We start from the raw sequence: 24,849 nt of genomic DNA, 5'->3' as shown, positions 1-24,849 counted from the left end.
TCGCCCGTACCGCACAGCGCCTGCTGGCCATGGCCGCGGCGATCTGGCACAACTGGGAGACCAACGCCCCCGTCAAGCGGTCCCTGATCGCCTACGACCACTGAAGACATCGGACTCAATCATCTAGTGGTTCCTAAGTGGGCTTTTCGCCAACGCAGCGAGGTGCCGTGCTGAGCGTCGCGACGGGGTGAACCTCGGCTGACACGGCATTGGCGAGGTCCCATCACCCGACGGGCGCCAGGTGCGGTCTGAGCGGGTCGGTTCGTCGAGAAGTCGCTACGGGGACAGGGAGATCTGTCGACTCTTGGGTTCCGCGTCACGCATGGACGTGTCTCCGGCCACATGTCCAGGTCGACCCGTGTCCCGCATCACATGCATAGACAAATGGATGACCTTGACGGGAACATTCGCGACATTTTCTTGATTATGGCCGGTTTGTGGCGAACAGATGGCCTGGAATAGCACCATGTCCCTGTACAGATCTTCCGTGAAACAGGAGGTTGCAGCATGGCTGAACACCAGGGCCTTCTCCCCTCCGAGCTGCCCCTACAGCTGCTCGACGAGTCCGGCGCCCAGGTCGACAGCGCCGACCTGCGGATGCCCGGCTCCAAGCGCCTCCTCGAGGCCTACACCTCCCTGGTGATCGGCCGACGAGTCAACGACCAGGCCAGCGCCCTCGTCCGCCAGGGCCGCCTCGCCGTCTACCCTTCCTCCCACGGGCAGGAGGCCTGCCAGACCGGCGCAGCCCTCGCTTTGGCCGACGGTGACTGGCTCTTCCCCACCTACCGCGACACCGCCGCCGTCATCGCCCGCGGCGTCGACCCGGTCGAGGTCCTCACCCTCCTCAAAGGTGACTGGCACGCGGGATACGACCCCTACGGCCACAACGTGGCGCCGCAGGCCACTCCGCTCGCCACCCAGCTCCTGCACGCCGTCGGCGTCGCCCACGCTGCCCGACTGCGCGGTGAGGACACCGTGGTCATGGCGCTCTGCGGCGACGGAGCCACCAGCGAGGGCGACTTCCACGAGGCCCTGAACTTCGCCGCGGTCTTCAAGGCACCGGTCGTGTTCTTCGTGCAGAACAACGAGTACGCGATCTCCGTCCCCCTGGCCAAGCAGACCGCCGCGCCCTCCCTCGCACACAAGGGCGTCGGTTACGGCGTCAACGGCGAGCGCGTGGACGGCAACGACGCCGCCGCCGTCCTCGCCGTCCTGGAACACGCCGTCGGTGCCGCCCGCTCCGGTGAGGGGCCGCAACTGGTCGAGGCGCACACCTACCGGATGCAGGCGCACACCAACGCCGACGACGCCACCCGCTACCGCAGTGACGACGAGGTCGACCCCTGGGTGGCACGGGACCCGCTGCGGCGCATGGAGACCTACCTCAAGAAGAAGCGGCTGCTCACGAAGGCCAAGCAGGCCGAGATCACCGAGGAGGCGGAGAGGGTCGCCACCCACATGCGCGAGGGCGTCAACCGGGACGTCGAGCCCGACGGGGCGGACCTGTTCGCGCACGTGTTCGCCTCACCCACCCCGCAGCTGGCGGAGCAGGCCGCCTTCCTGGCCGACGAACTGAGCAGAGAGGGCAACTGACATGGCGACCGAGAAGCTCTCCATGGCGCAGGCGCTCAACCGGGCGATGCGCGACTCCCTCGCCGAGGACCCGTCCGTCTTCGTCTTCGGCGAGGACGTCGGCCCCCTCGGCGGCGTCTTCCGCATCACCGACGGCCTCACCGCCGAGTTCGGTGAGGACCGCTGCTTCGATACCCCGCTCGCCGAGTCCGGCATCGTCGGTATGGCCGTGGGCATGGCGATGAACGGCATGCGCCCGGTGGTGGAGATGCAGTTCGACGCCTTCGCCTACCCGGCCTTCGAGCAGATCGCCAGCCACGTGGCCAAGACCCGCAACCGCACCAGCGGCCGGGTCGCCCTGCCGATGGTCATCCGGGTCCCCTTCGCCGGCGGTATCGGCGGGGTCGAGCACCACTGCGACTCCTCCGAGGCCTACTACGCGCACACCCCGGGCCTGAAGGTCGTCACCCCCGCCACCCCCGAGGACGCCTACTACCTGCTGCGGGACGCCATCTCCTCCCCCGACCCCGTGGTGTTCATGGAGCCCAAGAAGCTCTACTGGTCCAAGGAGGAGGTGGACTTCGACCGGCCCGCGCCCGGGATCGGCGAGGCCGTGGTCCGACGCGAGGGCGCCGACGCCACCCTCATCGCCTACGGACCCTCCGTCCCCACCGCGCTGGAGGCCGCCGAGGCCGCCGCTCAGGAGGGCCGCAGCCTCCAGGTCGTGGACGTGCGCTCCCCCGTCCCCTTCGACGACGAGACCGTGTGCGCCGCGGTGCGCTCCACCGGCCGCGCCGTCGTGGTCGCCGAAGCCAGCGGATACGCCAGTGTCGCCTCGGAGATCGCCGCCCGGGTCACCGAGCGCTGCTTCCACTCTCTCGCCGCCCCAGTCCGCCGGGTCACCGGCTTCGACATCCCTTTTCCTCCGCCGAAGCTGGAGCGCTTCCAACTGCCCAGCGTGGACCGCATCCTCGACGCCGTCGACGACCTGCAGTGGGAGGACCAGTGACCGACCAGATCTTCGACCTCCCCGACCTGGGGGAGGGCCTCACCGAGGCCGAGGTCGTGACGTGGCTGGTGTCCGTCGGCGACACCGTCACCCTCGACCAGCCGATCGCCGAGGTGGAGACCGCCAAGTCCATCGTCGAGGTCCCCTCGCCCTTCGCCGGGACCGTCAGTGTCCTGCACGGTGAGGAAGGCGAGGTCATGGTGGTCGGTGAGCCGCTCATCACCGTGGCGACGGCTGCGGCCGCGCCGGTCGCGGAGTCGCCTGAGGCCGCACCGGTTGCGGAGACGGAAGCTCCGGCGGCCAAAGCCGACGCCGCGGGCGAGCGCTACCGCGAGGAGGAGCGCGCGGGCGCGGGTTCGGGCAACGTCCTGATCGGCTACGGCACCCCCGAGTCCACGGGCTCCGGTCGCCGCCGCCGTCCGCGCAGCCGCCCTCCGGCACGCGGTGAGCAGCCGCCGAAGCCCAAGGCGAACCCGGCCCCCGCCGGGAGCACACCGGTGCGGCGCGTCCCGCTGGTCACCTCGCCGCTGGTCCGCCAGATGGCCAGGGAAGCCGGGGTGCGCGTGGCCGATATCGAGGGCAGTGGCCCGGGCGGACTCATCACCAGGCGCGACGTACGCTCCGCGATCGAGGCGGCCGGGGCCAACACCGCTCCGGTTCCGTCCGCCTCGGTCGCGGTCCCCCCTCCCGCGGCGGCACCGGTCCCCGCACCCTCCCCCGCGGGCGCACCGGCCCCGGTCGAGCCCGGTGCGGTGGACCGCCGCACCGGCCTGGCCGAGGCCCAGCGCGTGGCCATGGGCGGGTTCCGCAAGAGCGTCGCGAACTCGCTCTCGCGCAGTCGCACCGAGATCCCCGAAGCCACCGTGTGGGTGGACGTGGACGCCACCGAGCTGGTCCGACTGCGCCAGTCGGACCCCTCCGGACCCGGGCTGCTGGCCTACCTGGCGCGCTTCGTGCTCGCCGGCCTGCACGCCCACCCCGAGCTCAACGGTTTGGTGGACACCGAGCGCGACGAGCTCGTCCAGTACGACGGCGTCAACCTCGGCTTGGCTGTGCAGACCGACCGCGGCCTGGTCGCCCCTGCCGTGATGGGTGCGCACAAGCTCACCACCATGGAGCTGGACACGGAGATCAGGGCGCTCACCCGGGCTGCCCGGGAGGGGAAGGCCACACCGGCCCAGATGGGCGGGGGAACGTTCACGCTGAACAACTTCGGTTCGCTCCGCGTGGACGGCAGCGCCGCCATCATCAACCACCCCCAGGTCGCGATCCTCGGCGTCGGCCGGATCATCGACCGCCCTTGGGTGGTGGACGGCGAACTGACGGCCCGCAAGATCACGCAGCTGTCGTTCGCCTTCGACCACCGCGTGTGTGACGGCGGTACGGCCGCGGGTTTCATGCGCGTGGTGGCCGACGCCATGGAGAACCCGGCCCAGGCCATCGCCCGCCTGTAGACCGGGTCCACCAGGGAGTCGGCAAGAGACGGAGCGCCCCGGAGGGAGTCGGCGCCCCCGGGGCGCTTCCCCATGTCGGGCTCCGCTGGTCGTGGTCCGCCGGCCTTGCTCCGCCGACTGCGTCCAGGCCACCGGTGTCCGCGGCCGGTCGGGTTCCTACCCGCGGACCATCCGTTCCAGGAGTCCGGCGACCACGGCGATCTGGTGCGGGGTGCGACTGACCAGCAGGTGCTCGTCGCGCGAGTGCGGCCCCGCGCCCACCGCGCCCAGCCCGTCGAGCACGGGACGGCCCAGTGCGGAGACGAGGTTGGCGTCGCTGGCCCCGCCGACCGCCGTCTCACCCAGGCGGACCCCCAAGTCGTCGGCGACCTCCCGCAGGGTGGCGAAGGCCCGCTCCGAGGGCGGGTTGGGGTTCATCGGCGGCCGGTTCCACTCCCCCGTCACCGCGAGGGAGATCCTGGGGTCGGAGACCTCGAGAGCGGCCAGCCCATCGTCGACCCGCCCCATTTCCTCGGGCTCCTGCACCCGCACGTCCACCTTGCAGAGGGCGCGACCGGCCACCACGTTGCGCCCCGTGCCGCCGGAGACCGTCCCCACGTTCACGGTGGTGCCCCGGTCGGGCGCGGACAGGGCAGTGATCCGGGGCAGCACCTCGGCCAGGGCGTGGACCGCGCTCGCCCCGGCGGCCGGGTCGAGGCCCGCGTGGGACTCCACCCCGCGCACCTCCACGTCGAAGAGCCCCATGCCCTTGCGGCGGGTCTTCACCATGCCCTCGCGGCTGGGTTCGAGGACGAGGGTGAGGTCCACCCCCTCGCTGGCGCGCTCGATGTGCGGGCGCGATGCCGGGCTGCCGATCTCCTCGTCGCCGGTGAGCAGCATCCGCACCTCGGGGTGGGGCAGTCCCAGCTCCCGCAGCAGCCGCAGCACCCAGACGCTGTGCACGATCCCGGCCTTCATGTCGAAGCACCCGGGGCCGGTGAGGCTGTCCCCCGCGATGGTCACGGGCCACCCGTCCAGGGTGCCGCCCGGCCAGACCGTGTCGTAGTGGCTGAGGAAGAGCACGCTCCCCGGCGCGGTGCCGGGGTAGGTGAGTTCCAGGACGTCGCCGTACGCGCCGCCGCCGTGCCGGACCCGGTCGGTCGGGTCACCCAGCCGTTCCGCCAGCCAGGACTCGATGCCGTCCAGCCCCGCCGACAACAGGGGCGGTTCGTGGCTGGGGGTCTCCAGCTCGACGAGTCGGCGCAGGTCCGCGATGATCAGGTCCAAGTCCCGCTCGGCCGCCGCGGCCAGTTTCTCCGTCGCAGTGTCAGTCATGCCGCGACCCTTTCAGCTCTCCAGGCCGGCCCGCATCCTGCGCAGCCGCGGACCGAAGGCGCCCCGGATCGCGGTCGCGGCGGCGAGGTCGCCCACCGGGCCCAACCCGGTGCTGATCTCCACCAGGTCGGTGTGCCGGGTTCCCGCACCGTACGGCTCGACCGTGTGCGTGTGCCGCCAGTAGCGGAACGGCCCGCGTACCTGGAGGTCGGTGAACGAACGCCCCTCCTCGTACGCGTCGATGACCGCGGTCCAGCGCACGGGGAAGCATCCGGCCGCGCCCCAGCGCAGGTCGAGGACCTCGCCTACGCAGAAGCGCTCAGGCCAGCGCAGGACCCGCACGCCCGGCGGCATGGCGTCCACGAAGCCCGCCTCGCTGAGGGTCAGAGCGAACACCCGCTCCGGCGGTGCGGCGAAGTCCTCGGTCACCCGGAGTGTGGTGGTGCGCCTCGGGCGGACCGCGCGTCCCCTGTCTGCCTGTCGCACGTTCTTCCTCTTTGCGTCTGTGGAGTCGGCCCGTGAGAGGACGCCGACCGCTGAGCGTTGTGATGGCCCCGAACTGCGGCGCCCCGGAACGCTCTTGGCCCCAGGGCACCGCTTCCGGGGTGGCTAAGTGCCGAGGAAGCCCAAGATGAGCTCGTTGACCCGGTCCGCGTGGGTCCACAGCAGACCGTGCGGTGCGCCCGGGATCTCCACGTACTCGGCAGAGGGCAGTAGCTCGGTGAACCGGCGGGCGGTCGCGTCGATGGGCAGGGTTCGGTCATCGGTCCCGTGCACGATCAGCGTGGGAACATCGATGTCCGGGATGTCCTCGCGGAAGTCGGTGATCCAGGTGAGGGGGCACGCGGCCGCGGCCACCGCACCCATGCCCGAGCCGGTGTTCCAGCTGTTGCGGACGGCCTCCTCGCTGATCCGGTCGCCCAGGTTCTCGTCCAAGTTGTAGAAGTCGTGGAAGAAGCCGGTCAGGTGGGCGTACCGGTCGGCCTCGACCTGGGCGACGATGTCCTCGAAGAAGTCCCTCGGGGCAGCGCCACCGGGGTTGTCGTCCGTCTTCAGCAGATACGGCTGGAGCGATCCGAGGAACACCGCCTTCGATACCCGCTCGGAACCGTAGGCGCCCAGGTAGCGGGCGATCTCTCCGGTCCCCATAGAGAAGCCCACGAGCACGGCGTCCTCGAGGTCCAGACTCTCCAGGACGGTCCTCAGGTCGGCGGCGAAGGTGTCGTAGTCGTACCCGTCCGAGGGGTGCGAGGATTGCCCGAAGCCCCGCCGGTCGTAGGCGATCACCCGGTAACCGGCGTTCAGGAGAGCGGTGGTCTGCCTCTCCCAGGAACGTCCGTCGAGCGGGTAGCCGTGGATGAGGACGACCGGTCGGCCGTTCCCTTGGTCCTCGTAGTACAGCTCGACCGGCTCGGTGTTCTCGGCGTCAACGGTAATGCGTCCCATGCTGCCCCCTACTTGCGTCGGGAACGGTGGTCATCACACGCCACCCACCCTAGGACGCAGTGGCTTTCGGGAGAATAAAGGCAGGTCATGCCTTGGGCCCGGACACAACGGTGCCCCCGGTCCGAGAACCGGGGGCACCGCTGCCTCTCTCCGCCTTCCCAGCCGCCATGCGGCCATACCGCCATGTCGACAAGGCGACGGGCCGATCAGGTTCTGTTGCTACCCGTCGCCCTTGGCCACCAGGGTGAGGACGTCGTACGTGGCGACCGGCTCCCCGTCCTGGTCGGTGACGACCGCGTCCCAGCGGACTTCGCCGTAGTCGGCGTTGGTGCGCGGGGTGATCTGCTTGGCGGTCAGCGTCACCTTGATGGTCGCGTCCTCCTTCACCGGGGTGAGGAAGCGCAGGTGGTCGACGCCGAAATTGGCGAGCACGGGGCCCGGTGCCGGGTCCACGAACAGGCCCGCTGCCAGGGACACCACCAGGTAGCCGTGCGCCACGATCCCGCCGAACAGCGGGTTGGCGGCCGCGGCCTCCTCGTCGGTGTGCGCGTAGAACGTGTCACCGGTGAACTCGGCGAAGTGGTCGATGTCGGCGCGGGTCACCGTGCGCTCGGCCGACTCGATCGTGTCGCCGATCCGCAGCTCGGTCAGGTCCTTGCGGAACGGGTGCACGTCTCCGACGGCGCGGCGCGACCCCGTCGTCCAGTGCCCGGTGATCGAAGTGATCATGTCCGGGGAACCCTGGACGGCCGTGCGCTGCATGTGGTGCTTGACGCCGCGGACACCGCCCATCTCCTCGCCGCCGCCGGCGCGGCCGGGGCCGCCGTGGACCAGGACGGGCAGCGGGGAGCCGTGGCCCGTGGACTCCTTGGCGTCGTCCCGGTCGAGCACGAGGATGCGGCCGTGCCAGGGTGCGACACCGAGGACGACCTCGCGGGCGACGTTCTCGTCGTGGGTGACCAGCGAACCGACCAGGCTTCCCTGGCCGCGCGCGGCGAGCTCCACCGCCTCGGCGACCGTGCTGTACGTGATGACGGTGCTGACCGGGCCGAAGGCCTCCACGTCGTGGGGTTCCTTCGCGCCGGGTTCCGCGCGGAGGAGGATCGGCGACATGAACGCGCCCGACTCGTCGTCCGCGCCGGTCACCTCCACCCGCTCAGGGTCGCCGAACACGAGTTCGCTGGAGGTGCGCAGGGCCTTGACCGCCTTGCGGACCTCCTCGCGCTGGTCCTGGGAGACCAGTGCGCCCATGCGGGCGTCCGGGTTGTCGGCGGCGCCCACCACGACCTTGCGCAGGCGGTCGGTCAGCGCTTCGGTGACGGCTTCGGCCATCGGTTCGGGCACGATGACGCGGCGGATGGCGGTGCACTTCTGGCCCGCCTTGACGGTCATCTCGGTCACGACCTGCTTGACGTACAGGTCGAACTCGGGGTCCTCGACCCGCACGTCCGGGCCGAGGATCGAACAGTTGAGGGAGTCGGCCTCGACGTTCAGCTGGACACCGCCGGTGACCACGTTCGGGTGGTTGCGCAGGATCGCACCGGTGGCCGCGGAGCCGGTGAAGCCCACGATGTCCTGCGGGCCGAGGTTGTCGAGCAGCCCTCGGTGGCTGCCGACCAGGAGCTGGATCGACCCTTCGGGCATCAGACCGGACTCGACCATCCGCTTGACCACGGCGACGGTCAGGTAGGCGGTCTGACCCGCGGGTTTGACGATGCTGGGCAGACCCGCGAGAAAGGCCGGGGCGAGCTTCTCGAGCATGCCCCAGACGGGGAAGTTGAACGCGTTGATCTGCACGGCCACGCCCGGGCGGGACGTGTAGACGTGCTGGGCGACGAACGTGCCGCCCTTGCTGAGCTGCTCCAGCGGGCCGTCGAGGACGACGGTCGAGTTGGGGAGCTCGCGGCGGCCCTTGCTGGAGAAGCTGAAGAGGGTGCCGAAACCACCGTCCACGTCGACCATCGTGTCGCGCTTATTGGCGCCGGTCCGGTGGGAGAGGGCGTAGAACTCGTCCTTGTACCCCATGAGGTGCTTGGCGACTTCCTTGAGGATGTTCGCCCGCTGGTGGAAGGTCAGTGCCCGCACCGCGGGCCCGCCGACCTCGCGCGCGTACTCGACCATCGCTGCGACGTCGGGGCCGTTCTTCGAGATCCGAGCGACGGTCTCTCCGGTGTTCGCGTCGGCCAGGGGCGCACCCTCGTCCGCGGGGGTGAACCACGAACCCTGCGCGTAGCTCTCCAGTGCTTCGGACACGTGACGGTCCTCTCCTCGGTGTGGGTCTCTGGGGACAGTATTACAGACCGATCGGTCAGTAACTAGTCGCATGTCCATGGCACCCCGACCACCAGCGGTTTCCGGCGGGGCCGTACGCCACGGAACACGCACTCGGGGGTCACCTGTCCAGGCAGGCGGAGTCCGCTTACCTTGGATCCATGACGAACTACGCGCGGATGTACCGTCTCGGCTTCACCCCTTGGGAGCGCTACGGCCCCGCGGCCGGGGCCCAGCTCCGCTCCTGGCTCGAACGCGAGTCGAAGGACCGCGAGAGCCCCGGTAGAGCCCTCGACATCGGCTGTGGCCGGGGCCAGTTCACGCCCGAACTCGCCCGCCACGGCTGGGAGGCGGTCGGCCTCGACTTCGTGCCCGCAGCCATCGAGGCCGCCCGCGAGAAGAACGCCGACGACGTCACCTACGTCGTCGGCGACGCCACCGATCTCTCACCCGACCTGGGCACCTTCGACCTGTTCCTGGACATCGGCTGCTTCCAAGGGCTCGACCAGACCCAACAGGCCGCCCAGGGCCGCAGCGTCACCGACCTCGCCGCCCCGGGAGCGACCCTCCTGATGCTCGCCTTCGGCCCGTCCATCTACCGGCGCATGGTCGAGGGGGTCTCCCAGGCGGAGGTCGAAGCGGCCTTCCCCGAATGGGAGCTGATCGACGTGGAGGACGCGTCCACCGAGGGCCTGGGCTGGCCCATGAACCGCACCAACCCCAAGTGGTACCGCTTCCGCCGCGTCTCAGGGTGACCGTCCGGCCGTCACCTGCGAACCACGGTGAGGCTTCCGGGCCACGGTGATGATCCGGCATACCTCGGACGGTTCCGCGGGATATCATGCGTGCACTTGGCGGTGACGGTAGGGCGGATGGCCTGAACCACGATGTCCCGGACAGCCTGGTGGGGGCGATCGACGCGGATGCCGAGAAGCAGAGGCACCCCCGCAGCGCGTACCTGAACGCCAACGCACGGTTCGAGGATCCGGACGTCATGGAACGGGCAAGGGAATGATCTGGCTGATCGACAAGTCCGCCTTCGTGCGTCTGGCCTCGAGCCCCGACGCACCCGAATGGGCTTCCCGGATGCAACGGGGCATGGTGTGTATCCCGGCCATCACCCGGTTGGAGGTCGGATCGGCCGCACAGTCCGGAGCCGAGCTGCGGGACTTCATGGCGCGCCCGCCGTTCTCGGTCATGCCGGTCCAGAACGCCACACCCCCGATGGAGAATCGTGCGATCGAGGTTCAGGTGATGCTCGCGGACAAGGGGCTGCACCGGGGCCCGGGTGCCCCCGACCTGCTCGTCGCTGCGATCGCCGAACTCGCCGGTCTGACCCTCCTTCACCTGGACAAGGAGTTCGAGCTCATCGCCGAAGTCACCGGGCAGCCGGTGGAACGCCTCCGCATGGCTTGAGGCGGGGTGCCCGCTGGCGCTAGCGCTGAAGAGTGCTCAGGAGGTTGGTCCACTCGGAGCTCTGGAAGGTCAGGTGGCCGTGCTGGCGGTGTTTCGTGTCGCGGACCAGGACGCTCTGCCCTTCCGCGACCTCCACGCAGTTGCCCTGCGCTCCGGTGTACGAAGAAACGTGCCACCTGAGCGATGTGGGGTCTTCAAAGGACTTCATGTCACCATCCATCTTGTCTGCGGTACTGCTAGCTGATGCGCTGAATCGCGTCCTTGACCAAGCCTTCTGTCTCGGACAGCGACGCCGCGTCCTGCCACAGGCTGTCGAACATGCGGCTGTGCAGCGAGATCTCGTCCTCTGCTTCGAGGTAAATGGCGCCCCCGGAGTACTCGACATAGGCCAGGGCGTAGTCCTTGTTGACCACGGTGTAGTCGAGCAGAACAAACGCGCCGTAACTGGCTGCGTGGACACCCGATGTGAAAGGCAGAATTCTGATGCTGAGGTTGTCCCGCTGACCCATGGCCAGGAGGTACTCCAGCTGTTCCTGGTGCGTGTCGGGGCCGCCCACCTGGCGATAGAGGGCTGATTCGCTGATGACTGCCAGAAGCTCCGCCGGATCATCTCCGGTCAGTTTCTCCTGTCTGCGTTGGCGAAGACTCACAGCATCCTGGACCTGCTCCTCAGTGAAGGGGACCTGGATGCCCTTCTCAAAGACAGCTCGGTAGTACTCAGGGGTCTGCAGAATGCCGGGGATCAGCTCCGGCTCGTAGGTGCGAATCCTGCGTGCGGCGCTCTCCACGCCGACGAACAGGCTGAACCAGTCGGGGAGTGCTGACTTGTAGCGCTGCCACCAGCCGGGCTGCTTTGCGGCGTAGGCCAGGTCGGCGAAGGATTCGATCACGTCCGCCGGGACCCCGTAGTGCATCATCAGAAGTCGGGCATCACCAGGGGAGATGACGCTCTCGCCGCGCTCCACGCGCGACAGCGTGGCCTTGCTGAAACCCGCCACCGCAGCTGCCTCAGCCGAGGAGCGTTTGCCCCGCGACTCCTTGAGGAAGTTGGCCAAGCCGAGCCTGGCCACCATCGGACTTCCGACTGACACCGGCGCTCCACCTCTCGATGCGGACATGCGACGGCATCAGTCTCGCGCATCTGGCAGGCGTCGACAACTTTCTGCAAATCTATCTGTGAGATTTTCATTGAGAGTCTTGCGATGGATCGAATCTCAGTGCACTATCGAAGCTAGCAGGGAGTGACGTGGTGCATACCTGAGTCGCAGAAACCTGTGCTGTGTCTGATGGCTAGCGCGTCAGGGAGGACGTTATGAGTGTTGGTCGGATAGTGGGACCCCGGCGGCCCGGTGGCGGGGTGGGGCGGTCGTCGGCTCCGTGGTGGCGGTACACCGACGGGAACGAAAAGGGGGTGGCACGAGCGCGCAGCTGGTTCCTGCGCGACACGCGGCTCCAGGGCGGGCACGGGTCCTGGGTCGAGCTGGTCGCCAGCGAGCTCGCCACGAACGCCGTCCGCCACACGGCGAGCAGCGAGAAGTACGGGCGGATGGGCCTCTCGATGGAGTTCCTCAACAGCGACACAGTCCTGATCGGGGTGCTGGACCAGGGGCCCAGGTGGGGTTGCCCCGGGTCGATGCCCCGAGTGATCAACCGTCAGCCCGATGAGATGAGCCCGAGCGGTCGGGGTCTGTGGCTCGTCGACCGGATCGCGGATTTCTGGTGGTGGGAGGGCTACCCCGGACAGCCGCTGTACCTGCGCGCGATGGTCCGCCTCAACCGGGAGCCGGGGCTGGAGAACGAGACCGTCTGAGGTCGGCGCGCCGGGAAGCGCAGCTCCGCTGAGCCGGGGCCATCGACACCCGCGCGCTCCCAGAAACACAGTGCCCGGGCCGGTGCTCCAACACCGGCCCGGGCTGATCAACCACCTGAACCAGACAGGGGATTGACCATGCAGCACCCTACCGGGCGACACCACAGGCGTTGCCGGAGTCTGACCGAACACTTGTGGGCTCTCTTCGCCCTCACCCTCGCCTCGGCGCTGGCCTACCTCTTCATCCCGAACCCTCCAGCTCGGGTCGCGATCGCGCCCGCACCGGAAGGTCTGCAGGGTTCGGACGACGTCCCGAGCCTGGAGCCCTCGACATCCACCGCCCCGGAAGTCTCCGAACACCGGGCGAACGACTACCTCGACCCCGACCAGGTCGCTGGCGCTCTGGTCCGCCCCTACCTCTCCCCGGTCCCCCGGCCGCGTGTGCCCGTCGGTGACCTGCTCGCATCCCCCGGTACAGCAGCGCCAACGGAAGAGTTCGACGACCTCGCCTCGGTGATCCGCACCTACCTCCGGGTCTGCGGCTGACACCCGCGAAAACCCCCGAGGGAGCGGTGTTCTGGCCTGACCCGGACACCGTTCCCTGCCACGCTGCCCTTGGGGAGAAGCGTTAGGTTGCGGGGGCATCCGAAAACGAAACCCCCTGAAACGAAACTCCCTTGCGTTGAGGAGAGCTCCATGTCCCCTGTTCAGATCGTCCGCACGGTGGCCATTGCGTTGGTCGCCGGTGGCCTCTCCCTGGGCCTGGTGCCCGCTGGGCCGTGCGGGGCGGGGTGGTGGGACCCGGTCAGTACCGGCGACGGCTCCTTCGGGTGGTTCGCTTACGAGGGCATGCCCGGATCGTTGGCCACTACCTGTGAAACAGCTATGGCACCGGTGGGCTCGTGGGCGATCGCGCTGGTCGTGGTCGGGGCGAAGCTGGTGCTGGGGGCGTGGTTCCACACCTCCTACCGGCCCAAGGCGCAGCCCAAGCAGCCCAAGCAGCCAAAGCAGCAGGAACAGCCCGACCAGCCCGAGCAGTAGTCACGCCCGGGCACGACCCCGGATGTCCCTCGCGGTCTCGCCGAACTCGGCCTTGAGCATCCGGCCCAGGTGCCCCGAGTCCAGTACCCCCCAGCGGGCGGCGATGGCCGAAGTACTGCGGTCCGCGAGGAGCGGGTCTCCGAGGTCGCGGCGGATGCGGGACAGGCGTTCGGTGCGGATCCATCGAGCCAGGGTGAACCCCCTGGCCTGGCACAGCTTGTACAGGTAGCGGGGCGAAACCCGGTGGGCGGCGGCAACCGATTCCACGGACAGGCCGGGGTCCGCCAGGTTGGCCAGGCAGTACGCCTGAATCCGCTCCCAGGGGTCCTCCGCCTCCTCGGGGACGGCGTCGACGAAGGCCGCGCACACCAGGGACACCAGTGCCGTGGCGAGGTGGTGCTGCGCGCTGGCGACGGCGTCGGAACCCGCACCGCCCGCCACCCCCTGGAGCATGGTGGTCAGCAGCGCCCCGGTGCCGCGTTCGGCACGCACGGGGGTCGCGACCCGCTGCCGGAGCCGGTCCGCGTGGGCACCGAACAGGTACGCCGGAATCCCGACGACGACGGTGTCGTAGGGCTCCCAGAACGGCAGCTCGTAGGGGCGTTCGGTCTCGTAGACCACCAGGTCGCCCGGGGTGAGCAGGCAGCGCCGGTCGTGCTGGTCGACCCCGGCTTTCCCGGAGCGGTGCCAGGCGACCTTCAGCAGATCCGGGTCGGAGGAACCCATCAGCGAGCGTTCCCGCCGCACCACCATCGGGTTGGCCTGGATCCGGGTGAGTACCAGTTCGTCCACCCGGGTGGTGGAGACCTCGCCTTGGAAGGGGCTGCCGTTCTCGGCCCGCATGCGCAGGGGCGCGAAGGCCTGGGAGGCGGCGGCTTCGAAGCGGTCGATCCGGTCGGTGGCGTGCACGGTGGCCATACCCGTCTCCCTTCCTCCACGCCCGGCTCCGGCATGGGTGTCCTCAACCCGAGGACTTCCCCGGATGTTAGCCGTGTCACTTAGAGCCTGGTGACAATGGGTGTTGGGCTTCCTTGCCCTTGGGGCCCTTGGGGTGTGCCTCTTTCGGCGTACGTGAGGGAGGTCCGCGTGGGTGGGGAAGGTCCGCGCGAGCGGGGGTTTGTTGTTGGGTGCGGGGTTCCCCGTTTCCTGCCGCTTGATGGTGGCCGTCTCCGCTGCGCGCGTCAAGGTCGTCGCCGTCGAAGCGCTGGCGCGCTATCGAGGGCGCTCCACCTTGACCCGCTTCGCTGCGACGGCGGGTCGGCGGCAGTCAGGAAACGGGGGACGTGTGGTCGGGGCGGCGAGGGCCCTTCGGGCCCCGGGCCTTCGGCCCGGTCCGGCCTTCGGCCCGGTCCGGCCTTCGGCCCGGTCCGGCCTTCCGGCCGTGAACGGCCGGATTCCCGCCCATCCGCCCGGCATCATCGGCCAGCGCGTCGCAATCCAGTGACCAGCCAGCGACGAAGTGCCCGAGCAGGCTAGGCGCATGGTCGAGCGCGTCCCACCGGGCTTTCGGTCAGGCGTGGCCCCCGTTTTCGAAGATGATCTTGCCCCTGGTGCCACCCTCGGCCGTCGAGGGTTGAGACAGGGGCAAGATCATCGGGGGTCAGCCGGTTTCGGACGCAACGGTCACCTTCGCCGAGCCGGTTTCGGACACCGGGACCGTCCTGGGGTGCCCGCTACCCCCGGTGGAAGCCACCCGGAGCGGTGAACCCCCCTCTCAGAAGCACCGGGGGGCCGGTGAACCCCCCTCGCAGAAGCACATTCGGTGCCCAAAATGCTTCCAGCAGGGGGGTTCGATGCCCTGGAGCCCACACCCGACCGGTCCACCGGCACCACCCGCACCCGTATGGGCCACTTACCGCCGAGCCGCAGGCCCGGTGGGACGCGGCCGACCACCCGGGCACCTGATCGGGCCCTTCGTCGCCCACCGGTCACTGGATTGCGACGCGCCTGCCGACACAGCCAGACCCACGGGCGGGAATCCGGCCGGCCACGGCCGGACCCGGCCGCAGGCCGGGGCCCTCGCCGCCCCGACCACACGTCCCCCGTTTCCTGACTGCCGCCGACCCGCCGTCGCAGCGAAGCGGGTCAAGGTGGAGCGCCCTCGATAGCGCGCCAGCGCTTCGACGGCGACGACCTTGACGCGCGCAGCGGAGACGGCCACCATCAAGCGGCAGGAAACGGGGAACCCCGCACCCAACAACAAACCCCCGCTCGCGCGGACCTTCCCCACCCACGCGGACCTTCCCCACCCACGCGGACCTCCCCCACGCCGAAAGGACCACACCCCAAGGGCCCCAAGGGCAAGGGAGCCCAACACTCTTTGTCACCAGCGTAGGGCGAACAAGGCGTGCGGAAAACGGCGAGCGCCCGTGCGGAGAAGGGCGAGTCCTCCCGGCGTCGCGTGACTACGGTCACTCGAAAGGCGACGAAAGGACTGCCATGGGAGATCATGTCCACGAGGACCTGCGCACCGACATGTTCATCGACGGCGAGTGGACCGCCGGGACCGGCGAGGGGGCCATCCCCACGTACGACCCGGGCACCGGCACCGTCATCACCGAGGTCCCCGTGGCCGGTGAGACCGACGTGAACGCCGCGGTGGACGCCGCCGTGAAGGCCTTCGAGTCGGCGGAGTGGGCGGGCATGCTCCCCAACGCCAGGGCGAAGCTGCTGCTCAACCTGGCCGACCTGCTGGAGTCCGACGCCGAGGCCTTCGCGCGGCTGGAGACCACCGACCAGGGCCAGCCGCTCGGTGTCAGCGCAGGGTTCGCCGTCCCGAACGCCGTCGAGCACCTGCGCTACTACGCCGGCTGGGTCACCAAGATCACCGGGATCACCGCTCCGCTGTCGGTGCCGGACGTGGACTACCGGACCCGCCGTGAACCGCTCGGCGTGTGCGCGCTCATCACGCCGTGGAACTTCCCGCTGATGATCCTCATGTGGAAGCTCGCCCCGGCCCTAGCCACCGGCAACACCGTGGTGATCAAGCCCGCCGAGCAGACCCCGCTCACCACGCTCCGCCTCACCGAGCTCGTGCGCCGCGCGGGCATCCCCGACGGTGTCGTCAACGTGGTCACCGGCGGCCCCGAGGTCGGCAAGGCCCTGGTCGGCCACCCCAAGGTCGCCAAGGTGTCCTTCACCGGCTCCACCGAGGTCGGACGTGAGATCGCGGCGAAGGCCGGCCGCGACCTCAAGCACGTCTCGCTCGAACTCGGCGGGAAGGCGCCGTCCATCATCACCGCCGACGCCGACATCGACGCCGCGGTCCAGGGCAACCTCATGGGCGGTCTGCTCAACTCCGGCCAGGTCTGTGCCGCCTACACCCGCTTCTTCGTGGACGCCGCCCGCCACGACGAGTTCGCGGAGAAGCTGGCCGCCGGAGCCGCCTCGATGCGCCTGGGCCACGGCCTGTCCGAGAACACCGACCTCGGCCCGGTGGTCTCCGCTGAGCAGCGAGACCAGGCCGAGCAGTACGTGTCGATCGGCCGCGACGTGGACGGCGCCCACCTGCACGACCGCACCCCCGCCGGGGGCGACGGCTTCTTCGTCCGGCCCGCCGTGTTTTCCGGTGTCACCGACGACATGCGCATCGCCCGGGAGGAGATCTTCGGCCCGGTCCTGTCCGTGCTGCCCTACGAGGACCCCGACGAACTCGTCTCCCGGGCTAACGACACCGACTACGGGCTCGCCGCCGTCGTGTGGTCGCGCGACATCGGCGTCGCCAACCGGCTGGCCGCCCGGGTGCGCGCGGGCACGGTGTGGATCAACATGCCCCCGATCCTGGACGCCGCCGCTTCCTGGGGCGGCATGAAGGCCTCAGGGATCGGAAGGGAGAAGGGCTGGTCCGGAATCGAGGCGTTCACCCAGGTCAAGAGCGTGTGGACCAACTTGGCCTGAGTCGCCTTCCCGACAGGTCCCCTGAGCAATGCGTCGATGTGTCGACTTGTCGAAAAGTACCCCGCCGTCCCCGTGCCTGCCGCCTCCCTGCCCCACCGACCCTGCGCCCAGCCGTCCACCTGCCCGGTGGCCCCGCGTCCGACACCGTCCGGCATTACCCACCCAAGGACCCGCCATGGCCGACCCGAAGCATCCGCTCGACGCGCTCGCCCCCGACGAGATCACCGCGACCCGCGACCTCCTGGCCCGTACCGGGCACGCCACGCCCGAGAGCCGGTTCGTGTACGTGGGCCTGAAGGAACCGGGAAAGAAGTCCCTCCTCGCGCACACGCCCGGTACCCCGTTCGAACGCCGGGTCAGGGTGCTGCTCCTGGACACCGCAGGCGGGCCCTCCCGGGACCTCGTCGTGTCCCTCACCCACGGCCGGATCGACGGCGACCGGGCCCTGGACGCCGTCACGGACGGCCAGGTTCCGGTCCTCGAGGAGGAGTTCGAACTGGTCGAGGGGGTACTCAACAACGACGAACGCTGGCTGCGTGCGCTCGGCGACCGCGGCCTGGACCCCGCCAAGGTCCGGGTGGCGCCGCTCTCCGCGGGAGTCTTCGACGACGAGTACCCCGATGAGCGCGGGCGCCGGATCCTGCGCGGCCTCGCCTTCGTCCAGGAGCACGAGACCGACATCGCCTGGGCGCACCCCGTGGACGGGCTCGTCGCCTACGTCGACGTCACCAACCACACCGTCGACCGCGTCCTCGACTTCGGGCCCGTTACGGTTCCCGCGGCATCCGGCGACTACACCGACCCGGCCGTCGCGGGACCGAACCGCACCACCCAGAAGCCCATCGAGATCACCCAGCCGGAGGGGCCGAGCTTCAGCCTCGACGGCAACCTGCTGACGTGGGAGAACTGGTCACTCCGCGTCGGTTTCGACGCCCGGGAGGGCTTGGTCCTGCACCAGATCGCCTTCTCCGACCGGGACCAGGGCCGCGAGCGCCCGATCATCCACCGCGCGTCGATCGCCGAGATGGTCGTTCCCTACGGCGACCCGTCACCCGTGCGTTCCTGGCAGAACTACTTCGACACCGGCGAGTACATGGTCGGCCGGTTCGCGAACCCGCTCCAGCTCGGCTGCGACTGCCTCGGCGACATCACATACATGGACGCCGTGATCGCCGACGAGTCCGGCGCGCCCAAGACCCTGCCCAACGCGGTGTGCATGCACGAGGAGGACTTCGGGGTCCTGTGGAAGCACACCGAGCTCTGGTCCGGGAGCGTCGAAACCCGTCGCCAGCGCCGCATGGTCATCTCGTTCTTCACCACGGTCGGCAACTACGACTACGGGTTCTACTGGTACCTCTACCTCGACGGCACCATCGAGTTCGAGGCCAAGGCCACCGGCATCGTCTTCACCTCGGCCCACCCCGGCGGCGACTACCCCTACTCGGCAGAGATCGCCCCCGGCCTCGGAGCGCCCCTGCACCAGCACCTCTTCTGCGCGCGGCTGGACATGAACCTGGACGGCACCACCCACCGGGTCGAGGAGATCGACGCCGCCCGGGTGCCCATCGGCCCCGAGAACCCGCGCGGCAACGCCTTCGCCCAGAAACGCACACCCCTGGCCACCGAACTCCAGGCCCGGCGGCTCGCCGACACCTCCGTCGACCGGGTGTGGCACGTGTCGAACCCGAACTCCCTCAACCACGTGGGCCGACCGGTCGCCTACGCCCTGCAGCCCGAGGGCAAACCGGTGCTGCTCGCGGACCCGGCGTCCTCCGTGGCCGCCCGCGCGGCCTTCGCGACCAAGCACCTGTGGGTCACCGCGCAGGACGACTCCGAGCGCTACCCCGCCGGTGACCTGGTCAACCAGCACCACGGGGGCGCTGGTCTGCCCGAGTTCACCGCCGACGACCGGAGCATCGACGGCCGGGACGTGACCGTCTGGCACACCTTCGGCCTGACCCACGCGCCACGCCCCGAGGACTGGCCGATCATGCCGGTGGACTACACGGGCTTCAAGCTGCGCCCGGTGGGCTTCTTCGACCGCAACCCGGCGTTGGACGTCCCGCCGAGTCCGACCAGGCGCGCGCACCGTCCCACCGGGACAGACTCCCCCGGTAGCTCGGACGGCCCCGGCGGCGAAGGCTGCTGCGGCGGCTGACCGGTTCCGGGGCCTCGCCGGCGCCAACCGCCGTCACCGACCCCGTCACCACGCGTGGATTTATCGACAAATCGACCTGGGGGCGGTCCTCGCGCCGAGGTTCCGGAGACCCCTGCCCTACCCGGGGTATCCGGATCCTAACGGGTCAGCGGCAGAACCTCCGCGCCCGGCAGCTCGGCCAGCAGCGGCCCGGGGACCCGCAGCTTGGACCTGCGCAGGCCGCTGCCCACAACCACCCACGGGGTGTCGTGCACCGCCTTGTCCACCAGGACCGGCCAGCCCTCGGGCAGCCCGAACGGCGTGATGCCCCCGTACTCCATACTGGTCAGCCCGGTCGCCTCGCCCATGGGGGCGAACGACGCCTTCCGTGCTCCGAGGTGGCGGCGCAGGGTGCCGTTGACGTCCGCCCGGTCCGTGGCCAGCACCATGCACGCCGCGTAGGTCACCTCGCCGCCGCGCTTGGCCGACAGCACCACGCAGTTGGCGCTGGTGTCCAAGGTCAGCCCGTAGGTCTCACAGAAGGCCTCGGTGTCCGCCAGCTCCGGGTCGATCGCGGCGGCCCGGACCGAACCGTCGAAGGGGGCGATGGCCTCGCGTACCGGATCCGCCACCAGTTCCGGGTGGTCGTGCGCCGGCACCCACTCGATCCGTTCAGTCATGGCCGCTCCCCGTTCCTGTTCACGTTCCCGTACACGTGCTCGGAACCGTGGTCCCGTTACGTGCGCCACCATGATGCCGCACGCGGGGCACGGAAACTGGCCGCACCCGGACACCCGGGCGCACACCCTAACCGGCCAGTACCTCTTAGGGTTCGCGCTATGCGCCAGAGAAACCTTGGGGGAAGGTTCACGGGCGTGGTCGTCTCGACGTTCGCACTGGTGGCGGTGTTGGCACCGCCGTCCCTCGCCGGTGAGTCGGGGGTCCAGGCAGCGAGTGATACCGAGAGCCCGTCCCCACACCACAACGAGAAGATCACCGAGTACCACACCAGTGCAGTGGTCCACCCGGACGGGACCGTGGACGTGGTCGAGGAGATCACCTACGACTTCGACACCAACTCCAGCCCCGGCATCTATCGGGACATCCCGGTCGTCCTCGAGCGCAGTCTCTTCACCGAACGGGTCGTCGAGATCCGGGACCTGGACGTCACCAGCCCGACCGGCGCCGAGACCCGGCTCGACAGCGCGGGAGTGGAGGGCCGCGACTACGTCATCCAGGTCGGCTTGGAGGACGAGCCCGGCACCCACGTCACGGGGGAGCAGACCTACGCACTCTCCTACACCCTCGAAGGCGCGCTTCTGGCGCTCGACGACCACGACGAGTTCTACTGGGACTTCGTCGGACCCGGCTGGGATGTTCCCAAGGAGAACGTCTCGGTGTCGGTCACCGCCCCGGAGGTCATCGACATCTCCTGTTATCGGGGCCGGGAGGGCTCGACCACTGCCTGCGACAGCACCGGTTCCGACGGGAGCGCCGTCGAAGCCAGCGAACCCCACCTCGGCTCCTCGGAGATCCTCACCGTCGCCGTGTCCATGCCCAAGGGCGAGGTGGACACCTCTGCCTCACTGCACGAGACCCGAAGCTCCTGGATCCCGGGACCGCACGTCTTCGTCCTCGCCCTCGTACTCGTCCTCGCCGTGGTCGCAATGGCGGCCTTCCGAGTCCGTTCCGGCGCCGCGGCCCGGAACCGCTTCGACCGGATCCCGCCCGGGCTGAGCCCGGCGGCCGCGCACACGATGCACCGTTCGACCGGGATGCTCACCCCCAAGGACCTCATGATCATGCTGGTCCAACTGGAGGAGCGCGGACTGGTCACCTCCCAGCCGCACCCGGGTACCCCCGGTGACTGGATCTTCCACCTGCGGGTGAACCCCCGGGACCCTGCCCTGAGCCCCGCCGAGCACGTGCTGCTGCGGGACCTGTTCGCCGGCGCTCCCAGCACCGATCTGCAGAACATGGCCATGTTCCTGCGCCCCTCGCTCACCCAGTCCCTCAACCGGTGCCTGTACGAGGAGAAGCGGGCTCTCGGCCTGTGCCCCAAGCCGGCCACCTACCTGTTGGGGCGGGTACTTCCACCGGTGGTGTGCCTGGGGGCCGGGCTGGCCCTCCTCTTCACCGGGGACGCCATGCCCGTCCCGGGTGCCGGCTACATCGCGCTCCTGCTGTTCGGGTACGCCCTCGCTTCGGTCACCCTCCTGGGCTTCGGCCCGTACAACGCCGACGGGCGCCGGGTGCGCGGCCTCCTCAAGCAGGCCCGTGCGGACTCCTCGACCGGCGGGCCGGCGTCGGTGATCGGGTCGCCCTCCTGGGAGCTGGCCGTCGGCATGCCCAGTGAGGAGCTGGACCGGTTGGCCCACGCCCACCAGCAGCACACGTACGGCCCGCGCCCCTACTACTACGACCGCATGTACATGGACCGCTGGCGCCGGGTGGCCGGCCGCGGCATGTACCCGCAGTCCTCGGGCGGGGGAGGGGCGGGCGGGTTCTCCTCCGGCGGCGGTTTCGGCGGCGGTTCGGCCGGTGGCGGCGGTGGCGGCGGCGGAGGGGGCAGCCGCTGACCCCGCCGGGGAGGGACCGCCGGTGCGGCAACTGTCCGCATCTGGCCTGATAACAGACGCTGTGTAGGGTTTTGGCGCCGTACAATCCGAAACATGGAGTCCCCCAGTCCCGACCCCCACTCCGGTATCACGCTGCACGGGCGAGTGGTCGTCGGCGCGCGTATCGGCGGCGACGGTTCGGTTTCCGTGTACACCGGACGAGACAACGTCACGGGCCAGCCCGTCACCGTGACTCTGCTCGACCCGCGTATGGCGGCCGACCAAACCACCGCCCACGCCTTCCTCGGGCGGGTCCAAGCCTTGGCGGGGATCTCCGCGCCCAACCTGGTCCGCGTCCTGGGCGACGGACGGGACGGTGACCACGTGTACGTGGTCACCGAGGACACGCCGGGGGAGACCCTCGCCGACGTGCTTGGCGGCGGTGACCAGGGCCTTCGCTACAGCCCGCACATGGCGCTCTCGATTATCGCCGATGTGCTCGCCGCGCTGCGGGAGACCCATGACGAAGGGGTGGTCCACGGTGCCCTGACCCCGGATGACGTGGTCCTGGACGATGACGGCGGGGTGACCGTCACCGGTCTGCAGCTGTTCGACATCGATGAACTGACCCCGCGCACCGACGTGCACGCGGTGGGGACACTCCTGTACTCGCTGATGACGGGCACCCTCGACATCGAGGAGGGGGCGTCCCTGCGTCCGTCGGCCGTGGTCCCGGGCCTGCCGCCGGACCTGGACATGCTGGTCGCCAACGCCACCGAGCCGAACCCCCGGTACCGTCCGCGGGACGCCGGCCAGTACCTCAACCTGGTGGAACAGGTCCTGAGATCGTTGCCCCAGCCCTCGGACGAACGCGGCGAAACCCAGCCGATCCCCGTGGTCGGTGCGGCGGCCGCGGCCGGATCCCCCTCCCACGGCCCTGCCCCGGACGGGGCCGGCGAGGGCGGCACCCCGCTGTGGCGGCGGCGTACGCCGATCCTGGTGCTGGCCGGGGTACTGGTGCTGACCCTCTTCGCGGCCGGGTGGGCCCTGGTCTCCGACGAGTCCGAGGAACTCCCCGACCTCGCCGGGTTCTCCCCGCAGACGGCCGAGGCCGAACTGGCCGCCCTCGACCTCGAGCTCACCTACACCTACGAGGACGCCTACAGCGACGAGATCGAACCCGGCGAGATCGCCGAAACCGACCCCGCGGCTGGAACCGAGTTGGAGGGCGGAGAGGAGGTCCTGCTGTCGGTCTCGGTCGGTGCCCAGCACGTCGAGATCCCTGACGTGGTGGGTGGTACCGAGAACGAGGCACTCGAAACCCTCCGCGAGGCCGGCTTCACCGACGTCGATGTGGAGCAGGAGCACTCCGCCGACGAGGAGCCGGGCACGGTGCTGTCCTCAGAACCCGAGGTGGGCGAAAAGGGAGACCGCGAGGAGCCGGTGACCATCCTGGTCAGCGAGGGCGTCATCGTGCCCGACCTCATCGGTATGGGTCAGGCCGAGGCTGCCGAGGCACTGGAGGGCCTGGACCTCTCCTATTCCGTTGCGGAGGCTCCCAGCGACACCGTTGCGGAGGGAGCGGTCAGCGGCCAGGACCCCGAACCCGGTGCCATCGTGCCCGAGGACGGCGCGGTCACGCTCACCGTCTCCACCGGCCCCGAGGAAGAAGAGGAGGAGCCGGAGGACGACGATGACGACGACAGCGAAGAGGGCGACGAAGGCCGGGAGGATCCGGGCGACGACTGCTCCGGGGACGCCTGGAGCCCGCGGAAGGTCTACGACGACGGCGACGTCGTCCACTACGAGGGCCGCGAGTACGAGGCCCGCTGGTGGATCCAGGGCCTTCCCCCGGACGCTGGCGAGGAGTGGGGCGCCTGGTCCGACCGAGGGCCCTGCTGACCGCCGGGCTTGCTCCGTTGTGGCAGCGAGTGCGGAATGATCCGAAAAACAGGGCCTAGTGTGCCTGGTGCTCCGGGACGAAGTCCGCGAGGTGGTCGCGGGCCCACTCCCGGAAGGTCAGCGCCGGTCGTCCGAGTACGCGGGGCACGTCCTCGGAGACGGGTTCGGGGACGTCCGGGCCGCTGGACCAGTGCTCGATGATCTGGTCGGCGAAGTCCTCGCCGACCTGCGCGGCCAGCTCCGCGCGGGCCTCGTCCAACGGCTGTTCCTCCCAGACAGCGGCCTGACCGGTCTCCTCGCCCAAGACGTGTACCTGGTCGACCTGGCTGATCACCTCGGGGCCGGTGACTACGTAGGTCCGGCCCGCGTGCCCGTCGTCCACCAGCGCCCGAACCGCCACTTCGGCCACGTCCCGCTCGTGCACCAGCGAGCGCGTCGCGCCGCCGAACGGCGCACGGACCACACCCCGGTGTACCTGGTCGGCCCAGGCCAGCGCGTTCACGGCCAGCCCCGTCACCCGGAGGAAGGTCCATTCGCGGACCGACCCCCGCACCGCCCGCTCCACGCTGCCCCAGACCCCGCCTTCCTCTTCGGCGGCGCTGGTCGCGGACAGGTAGACCACGCGGTCGACGTGCTCGCCGAGTGCCTGGGTGACGGCGGCCGCTCCCTCCGCTGCGTCATCGGTGCCGGGCCACACGAGGTACACGGCAGCCGCCCCCCGAGCGGCCGCGGCCACGTCCTCCGGTCGGGTGGTGTCACCCGGAATCACGTCCACACCTTCGGGGAGCCCGGCCCGCGCCGGATCCCTGGTGAGCGCTCGGACGGAGTGGCCCTCGTCGAGTAGTCGCGCCACCACGTGGCGTCCGGTGTTGCCCGTGGCTCCGGTGACCAGAATCGGCTGTGTCATCGTCTGTCCTCTCTGAACGGTGCCGAGGTCCGTCCCCGGCGTGGCTCCTTCGCGGTGCCTGGGACACAGCCAACTTCCTCAACTAATGTTGAGGTCAACCCCCGGAAACTGTTCG

The 24,849-nt window shown here is 69.8% G+C and carries 22 protein-coding genes and 1 pseudogene; 14 read left to right on the top strand and 9 right to left on the bottom strand.

Annotated elements, in window-relative coordinates:
* The 4 genes and pseudogenes from ACYVDG_RS28870 to ACYVDG_RS28855 all read left to right on the top strand — a co-directional run.
* Positions 1–104, top strand: a pseudogene (locus tag ACYVDG_RS28870) (IS982 family transposase); the annotation flags it as partial.
* 403 nt (positions 105–507) lie between these two features.
* Positions 508–1,593, top strand: a complete 1,086-nt coding sequence (gene pdhA / locus ACYVDG_RS28865) for a pyruvate dehydrogenase (acetyl-transferring) E1 component subunit alpha (protein WP_460761294.1) — start codon at positions 508–510, stop codon at positions 1,591–1,593.
* Between the two features lies 1 nt (position 1,594).
* On the top strand, positions 1,595–2,581 hold the full coding sequence (locus ACYVDG_RS28860) for an alpha-ketoacid dehydrogenase subunit beta (RefSeq protein ID WP_460761289.1): 987 nt from the start codon (positions 1,595–1,597) through the stop codon (positions 2,579–2,581).
* The gene (locus ACYVDG_RS28855) at positions 2,578–4,035 is read left to right on the top strand and encodes a dihydrolipoamide acetyltransferase family protein (RefSeq protein ID WP_460761285.1); all 1,458 of its coding nucleotides are present in this window, start codon (positions 2,578–2,580) and stop codon (positions 4,033–4,035) included. Before ACYVDG_RS28860 ends, ACYVDG_RS28855 begins: the two co-directional genes overlap by 4 nt.
* 156 nt (positions 4,036–4,191) lie before the next feature.
* Here ACYVDG_RS28855 and ACYVDG_RS28850 read toward each other — a convergent pair whose 3' ends face one another.
* From ACYVDG_RS28850 to paaZ, 4 genes are all read right to left on the bottom strand, one after another.
* Positions 4,192–5,349, bottom strand: a complete 1,158-nt coding sequence (locus tag ACYVDG_RS28850) for a M20/M25/M40 family metallo-hydrolase (RefSeq protein ID WP_460761280.1) — start codon at positions 5,347–5,349, stop codon at positions 4,192–4,194.
* Between the two features lie 12 nt (positions 5,350–5,361).
* Positions 5,362–5,835 (bottom strand): SRPBCC family protein, encoded by a 474-nt coding sequence (locus tag ACYVDG_RS28845; protein ID WP_460761274.1) that lies wholly within the window; start codon positions 5,833–5,835, stop codon positions 5,362–5,364.
* 123 nt (positions 5,836–5,958) lie between these two features.
* Positions 5,959–6,795 (bottom strand): alpha/beta fold hydrolase, encoded by an 837-nt coding sequence (locus ACYVDG_RS28840; protein WP_460761270.1) that lies wholly within the window; start codon positions 6,793–6,795, stop codon positions 5,959–5,961.
* 219 nt (positions 6,796–7,014) lie between these two features.
* Positions 7,015–9,048, bottom strand: coding sequence for a phenylacetic acid degradation bifunctional protein PaaZ (gene paaZ, locus ACYVDG_RS28835; RefSeq protein WP_460761267.1), 2,034 nt, complete (start codon positions 9,046–9,048; stop codon positions 7,015–7,017).
* A 179-nt stretch (positions 9,049–9,227) separates the two neighbouring features.
* Between paaZ and ACYVDG_RS28830 the strand changes: the two genes are divergently transcribed.
* The 3 genes from ACYVDG_RS28830 to ACYVDG_RS28820 all read left to right on the top strand — a co-directional run bounded on the left by ACYVDG_RS28830 (position 9,228) and on the right by ACYVDG_RS28820 (position 10,482).
* Complete coding sequence (locus tag ACYVDG_RS28830; RefSeq protein WP_460761264.1) at positions 9,228–9,821, top strand: class I SAM-dependent methyltransferase; 594 nt, start codon at positions 9,228–9,230, stop codon at positions 9,819–9,821.
* Between the two features lie 86 nt (positions 9,822–9,907).
* Complete coding sequence (locus ACYVDG_RS28825; protein ID WP_460761261.1) at positions 9,908–10,081, top strand: hypothetical protein; 174 nt, start codon at positions 9,908–9,910, stop codon at positions 10,079–10,081.
* The gene (locus ACYVDG_RS28820; protein WP_460761258.1) at positions 10,078–10,482 is read left to right on the top strand and encodes a PIN domain-containing protein; all 405 of its coding nucleotides are present in this window, start codon (positions 10,078–10,080) and stop codon (positions 10,480–10,482) included. The genes ACYVDG_RS28825 and ACYVDG_RS28820 overlap by 4 nt, the downstream gene beginning before the upstream one ends.
* A 19-nt stretch (positions 10,483–10,501) precedes the next feature.
* Here the strand turns inward: ACYVDG_RS28820 and ACYVDG_RS28815 are convergent, their stop codons facing one another.
* Both ACYVDG_RS28815 and ACYVDG_RS28810 read right to left on the bottom strand, forming a co-directional pair.
* A complete protein-coding gene (locus ACYVDG_RS28815; protein WP_460761255.1) occupies positions 10,502–10,690 on the bottom strand; it encodes a DUF397 domain-containing protein in 189 nt (62 codons plus the stop codon).
* Between the two features lie 28 nt (positions 10,691–10,718).
* A complete protein-coding gene (locus tag ACYVDG_RS28810; protein WP_460761250.1) occupies positions 10,719–11,573 on the bottom strand; it encodes a helix-turn-helix domain-containing protein in 855 nt (284 codons plus the stop codon).
* A gap of 320 nt (positions 11,574–11,893) precedes the next feature.
* Between ACYVDG_RS28810 and ACYVDG_RS28805 the strand changes: the two genes are divergently transcribed.
* The 3 genes from ACYVDG_RS28805 to ACYVDG_RS28795 all read left to right on the top strand — a co-directional run bounded on the left by ACYVDG_RS28805 (position 11,894) and on the right by ACYVDG_RS28795 (position 13,333).
* Complete coding sequence (locus ACYVDG_RS28805) at positions 11,894–12,292, top strand: ATP-binding protein (RefSeq protein ID WP_460761247.1); 399 nt, start codon at positions 11,894–11,896, stop codon at positions 12,290–12,292.
* Positions 12,293–12,430: 138 nt separating this feature from the next.
* A complete protein-coding gene (locus ACYVDG_RS28800) occupies positions 12,431–12,838 on the top strand; it encodes a hypothetical protein (protein WP_460761242.1) in 408 nt (135 codons plus the stop codon).
* Between the two features lie 150 nt (positions 12,839–12,988).
* Positions 12,989–13,333, top strand: coding sequence for a hypothetical protein (locus ACYVDG_RS28795; RefSeq protein WP_460761237.1), 345 nt, complete (start codon positions 12,989–12,991; stop codon positions 13,331–13,333).
* On the opposite strand, the gene ACYVDG_RS28790 is transcribed toward ACYVDG_RS28795, so the two are convergent.
* Positions 13,334–14,251 (bottom strand): AraC-like ligand-binding domain-containing protein, encoded by a 918-nt coding sequence (locus ACYVDG_RS28790; protein WP_460761231.1) that lies wholly within the window; start codon positions 14,249–14,251, stop codon positions 13,334–13,336.
* Between the two features lie 1,521 nt (positions 14,252–15,772).
* Between ACYVDG_RS28790 and ACYVDG_RS28785 the strand changes: the two genes are divergently transcribed.
* Both ACYVDG_RS28785 and ACYVDG_RS28780 read left to right on the top strand, forming a co-directional pair.
* Positions 15,773–17,230, top strand: coding sequence for an aldehyde dehydrogenase family protein (locus ACYVDG_RS28785; RefSeq protein ID WP_460761227.1), 1,458 nt, complete (start codon positions 15,773–15,775; stop codon positions 17,228–17,230).
* Positions 17,231–17,405: 175 nt separating this feature from the next.
* Positions 17,406–19,388, top strand: coding sequence for a primary-amine oxidase (locus ACYVDG_RS28780; RefSeq protein WP_460761222.1), 1,983 nt, complete (start codon positions 17,406–17,408; stop codon positions 19,386–19,388).
* Between the two features lie 137 nt (positions 19,389–19,525).
* Here ACYVDG_RS28780 and ACYVDG_RS28775 read toward each other — a convergent pair whose 3' ends face one another.
* The gene (locus tag ACYVDG_RS28775) at positions 19,526–20,047 is read right to left on the bottom strand and encodes a YbaK/EbsC family protein (RefSeq protein ID WP_460761219.1); all 522 of its coding nucleotides are present in this window, start codon (positions 20,045–20,047) and stop codon (positions 19,526–19,528) included.
* 195 nt (positions 20,048–20,242) lie between these two features.
* On the opposite strand from ACYVDG_RS28775, the gene ACYVDG_RS28770 reads away from it, so the two are divergent.
* Together ACYVDG_RS28770 and ACYVDG_RS28765 are read left to right on the top strand one after the other, a co-directional pair.
* Positions 20,243–21,946: a DUF2207 domain-containing protein gene (locus ACYVDG_RS28770; RefSeq protein WP_460761216.1), complete on the top strand. Its 1,704-nt coding sequence runs from the start codon at positions 20,243–20,245 to the stop codon at positions 21,944–21,946.
* Positions 21,947–22,039: 93 nt separating this feature from the next.
* Complete coding sequence (locus ACYVDG_RS28765; RefSeq protein ID WP_460761211.1) at positions 22,040–23,827, top strand: PASTA domain-containing protein; 1,788 nt, start codon at positions 22,040–22,042, stop codon at positions 23,825–23,827.
* 55 nt (positions 23,828–23,882) lie between these two features.
* On the opposite strand, the gene ACYVDG_RS28760 is transcribed toward ACYVDG_RS28765, so the two are convergent.
* On the bottom strand, positions 23,883–24,734 hold the full coding sequence (locus ACYVDG_RS28760; protein WP_460761204.1) for an SDR family oxidoreductase: 852 nt from the start codon (positions 24,732–24,734) through the stop codon (positions 23,883–23,885).
* Positions 24,735–24,849: the final 115 nt, after the last annotated feature.

It is taken from the genome of Nocardiopsis oceani (genome assembly GCF_054777395.1).
The sequence above is the reverse complement of the archived record's forward strand: the minus strand, read 5'-3'. Positions and strand labels throughout refer to the sequence as shown.

Excerpts from the sequence above, each read along its gene's own strand:
- pdhA (WP_460761294.1), top strand. The coding sequence starts at position 508 with ATGGCTGAACACCAGGGCCTTCTCCCCTCCGAGCTGCCCCTACAGCTG.
- ACYVDG_RS28860 (WP_460761289.1), top strand. The coding sequence starts at position 1,595 with ATGGCGACCGAGAAGCTCTCCATGGCGCAGGCGCTCAACCGGGCGATG.
- ACYVDG_RS28850 (WP_460761280.1), bottom strand. The coding sequence starts at position 5,349 with ATGACTGACACTGCGACGGAGAAACTGGCCGCGGCGGCCGAGCGGGAC.
- ACYVDG_RS28840 (WP_460761270.1), bottom strand. The coding sequence starts at position 6,795 with ATGGGACGCATTACCGTTGACGCCGAGAACACCGAGCCGGTCGAGCTG.
- ACYVDG_RS28830 (WP_460761264.1), top strand. The coding sequence starts at position 9,228 with ATGACGAACTACGCGCGGATGTACCGTCTCGGCTTCACCCCTTGGGAG.
- ACYVDG_RS28825 (WP_460761261.1), top strand. The coding sequence starts at position 9,908 with ATGCGTGCACTTGGCGGTGACGGTAGGGCGGATGGCCTGAACCACGAT.
- ACYVDG_RS28820 (WP_460761258.1), top strand. The coding sequence starts at position 10,078 with ATGATCTGGCTGATCGACAAGTCCGCCTTCGTGCGTCTGGCCTCGAGC.
- ACYVDG_RS28815 (WP_460761255.1), bottom strand. The coding sequence starts at position 10,690 with ATGAAGTCCTTTGAAGACCCCACATCGCTCAGGTGGCACGTTTCTTCG.
- ACYVDG_RS28800 (WP_460761242.1), top strand. The coding sequence starts at position 12,431 with ATGCAGCACCCTACCGGGCGACACCACAGGCGTTGCCGGAGTCTGACC.
- ACYVDG_RS28795 (WP_460761237.1), top strand. The coding sequence starts at position 12,989 with ATGTCCCCTGTTCAGATCGTCCGCACGGTGGCCATTGCGTTGGTCGCC.
- ACYVDG_RS28790 (WP_460761231.1), bottom strand. The coding sequence starts at position 14,251 with ATGGCCACCGTGCACGCCACCGACCGGATCGACCGCTTCGAAGCCGCC.
- ACYVDG_RS28785 (WP_460761227.1), top strand. The coding sequence starts at position 15,773 with ATGGGAGATCATGTCCACGAGGACCTGCGCACCGACATGTTCATCGAC.
- ACYVDG_RS28780 (WP_460761222.1), top strand. The coding sequence starts at position 17,406 with ATGGCCGACCCGAAGCATCCGCTCGACGCGCTCGCCCCCGACGAGATC.
- ACYVDG_RS28775 (WP_460761219.1), bottom strand. The coding sequence starts at position 20,047 with ATGACTGAACGGATCGAGTGGGTGCCGGCGCACGACCACCCGGAACTG.
- ACYVDG_RS28765 (WP_460761211.1), top strand. The coding sequence starts at position 22,040 with ATGGAGTCCCCCAGTCCCGACCCCCACTCCGGTATCACGCTGCACGGG.
- ACYVDG_RS28760 (WP_460761204.1), bottom strand. The coding sequence starts at position 24,734 with ATGACACAGCCGATTCTGGTCACCGGAGCCACGGGCAACACCGGACGC.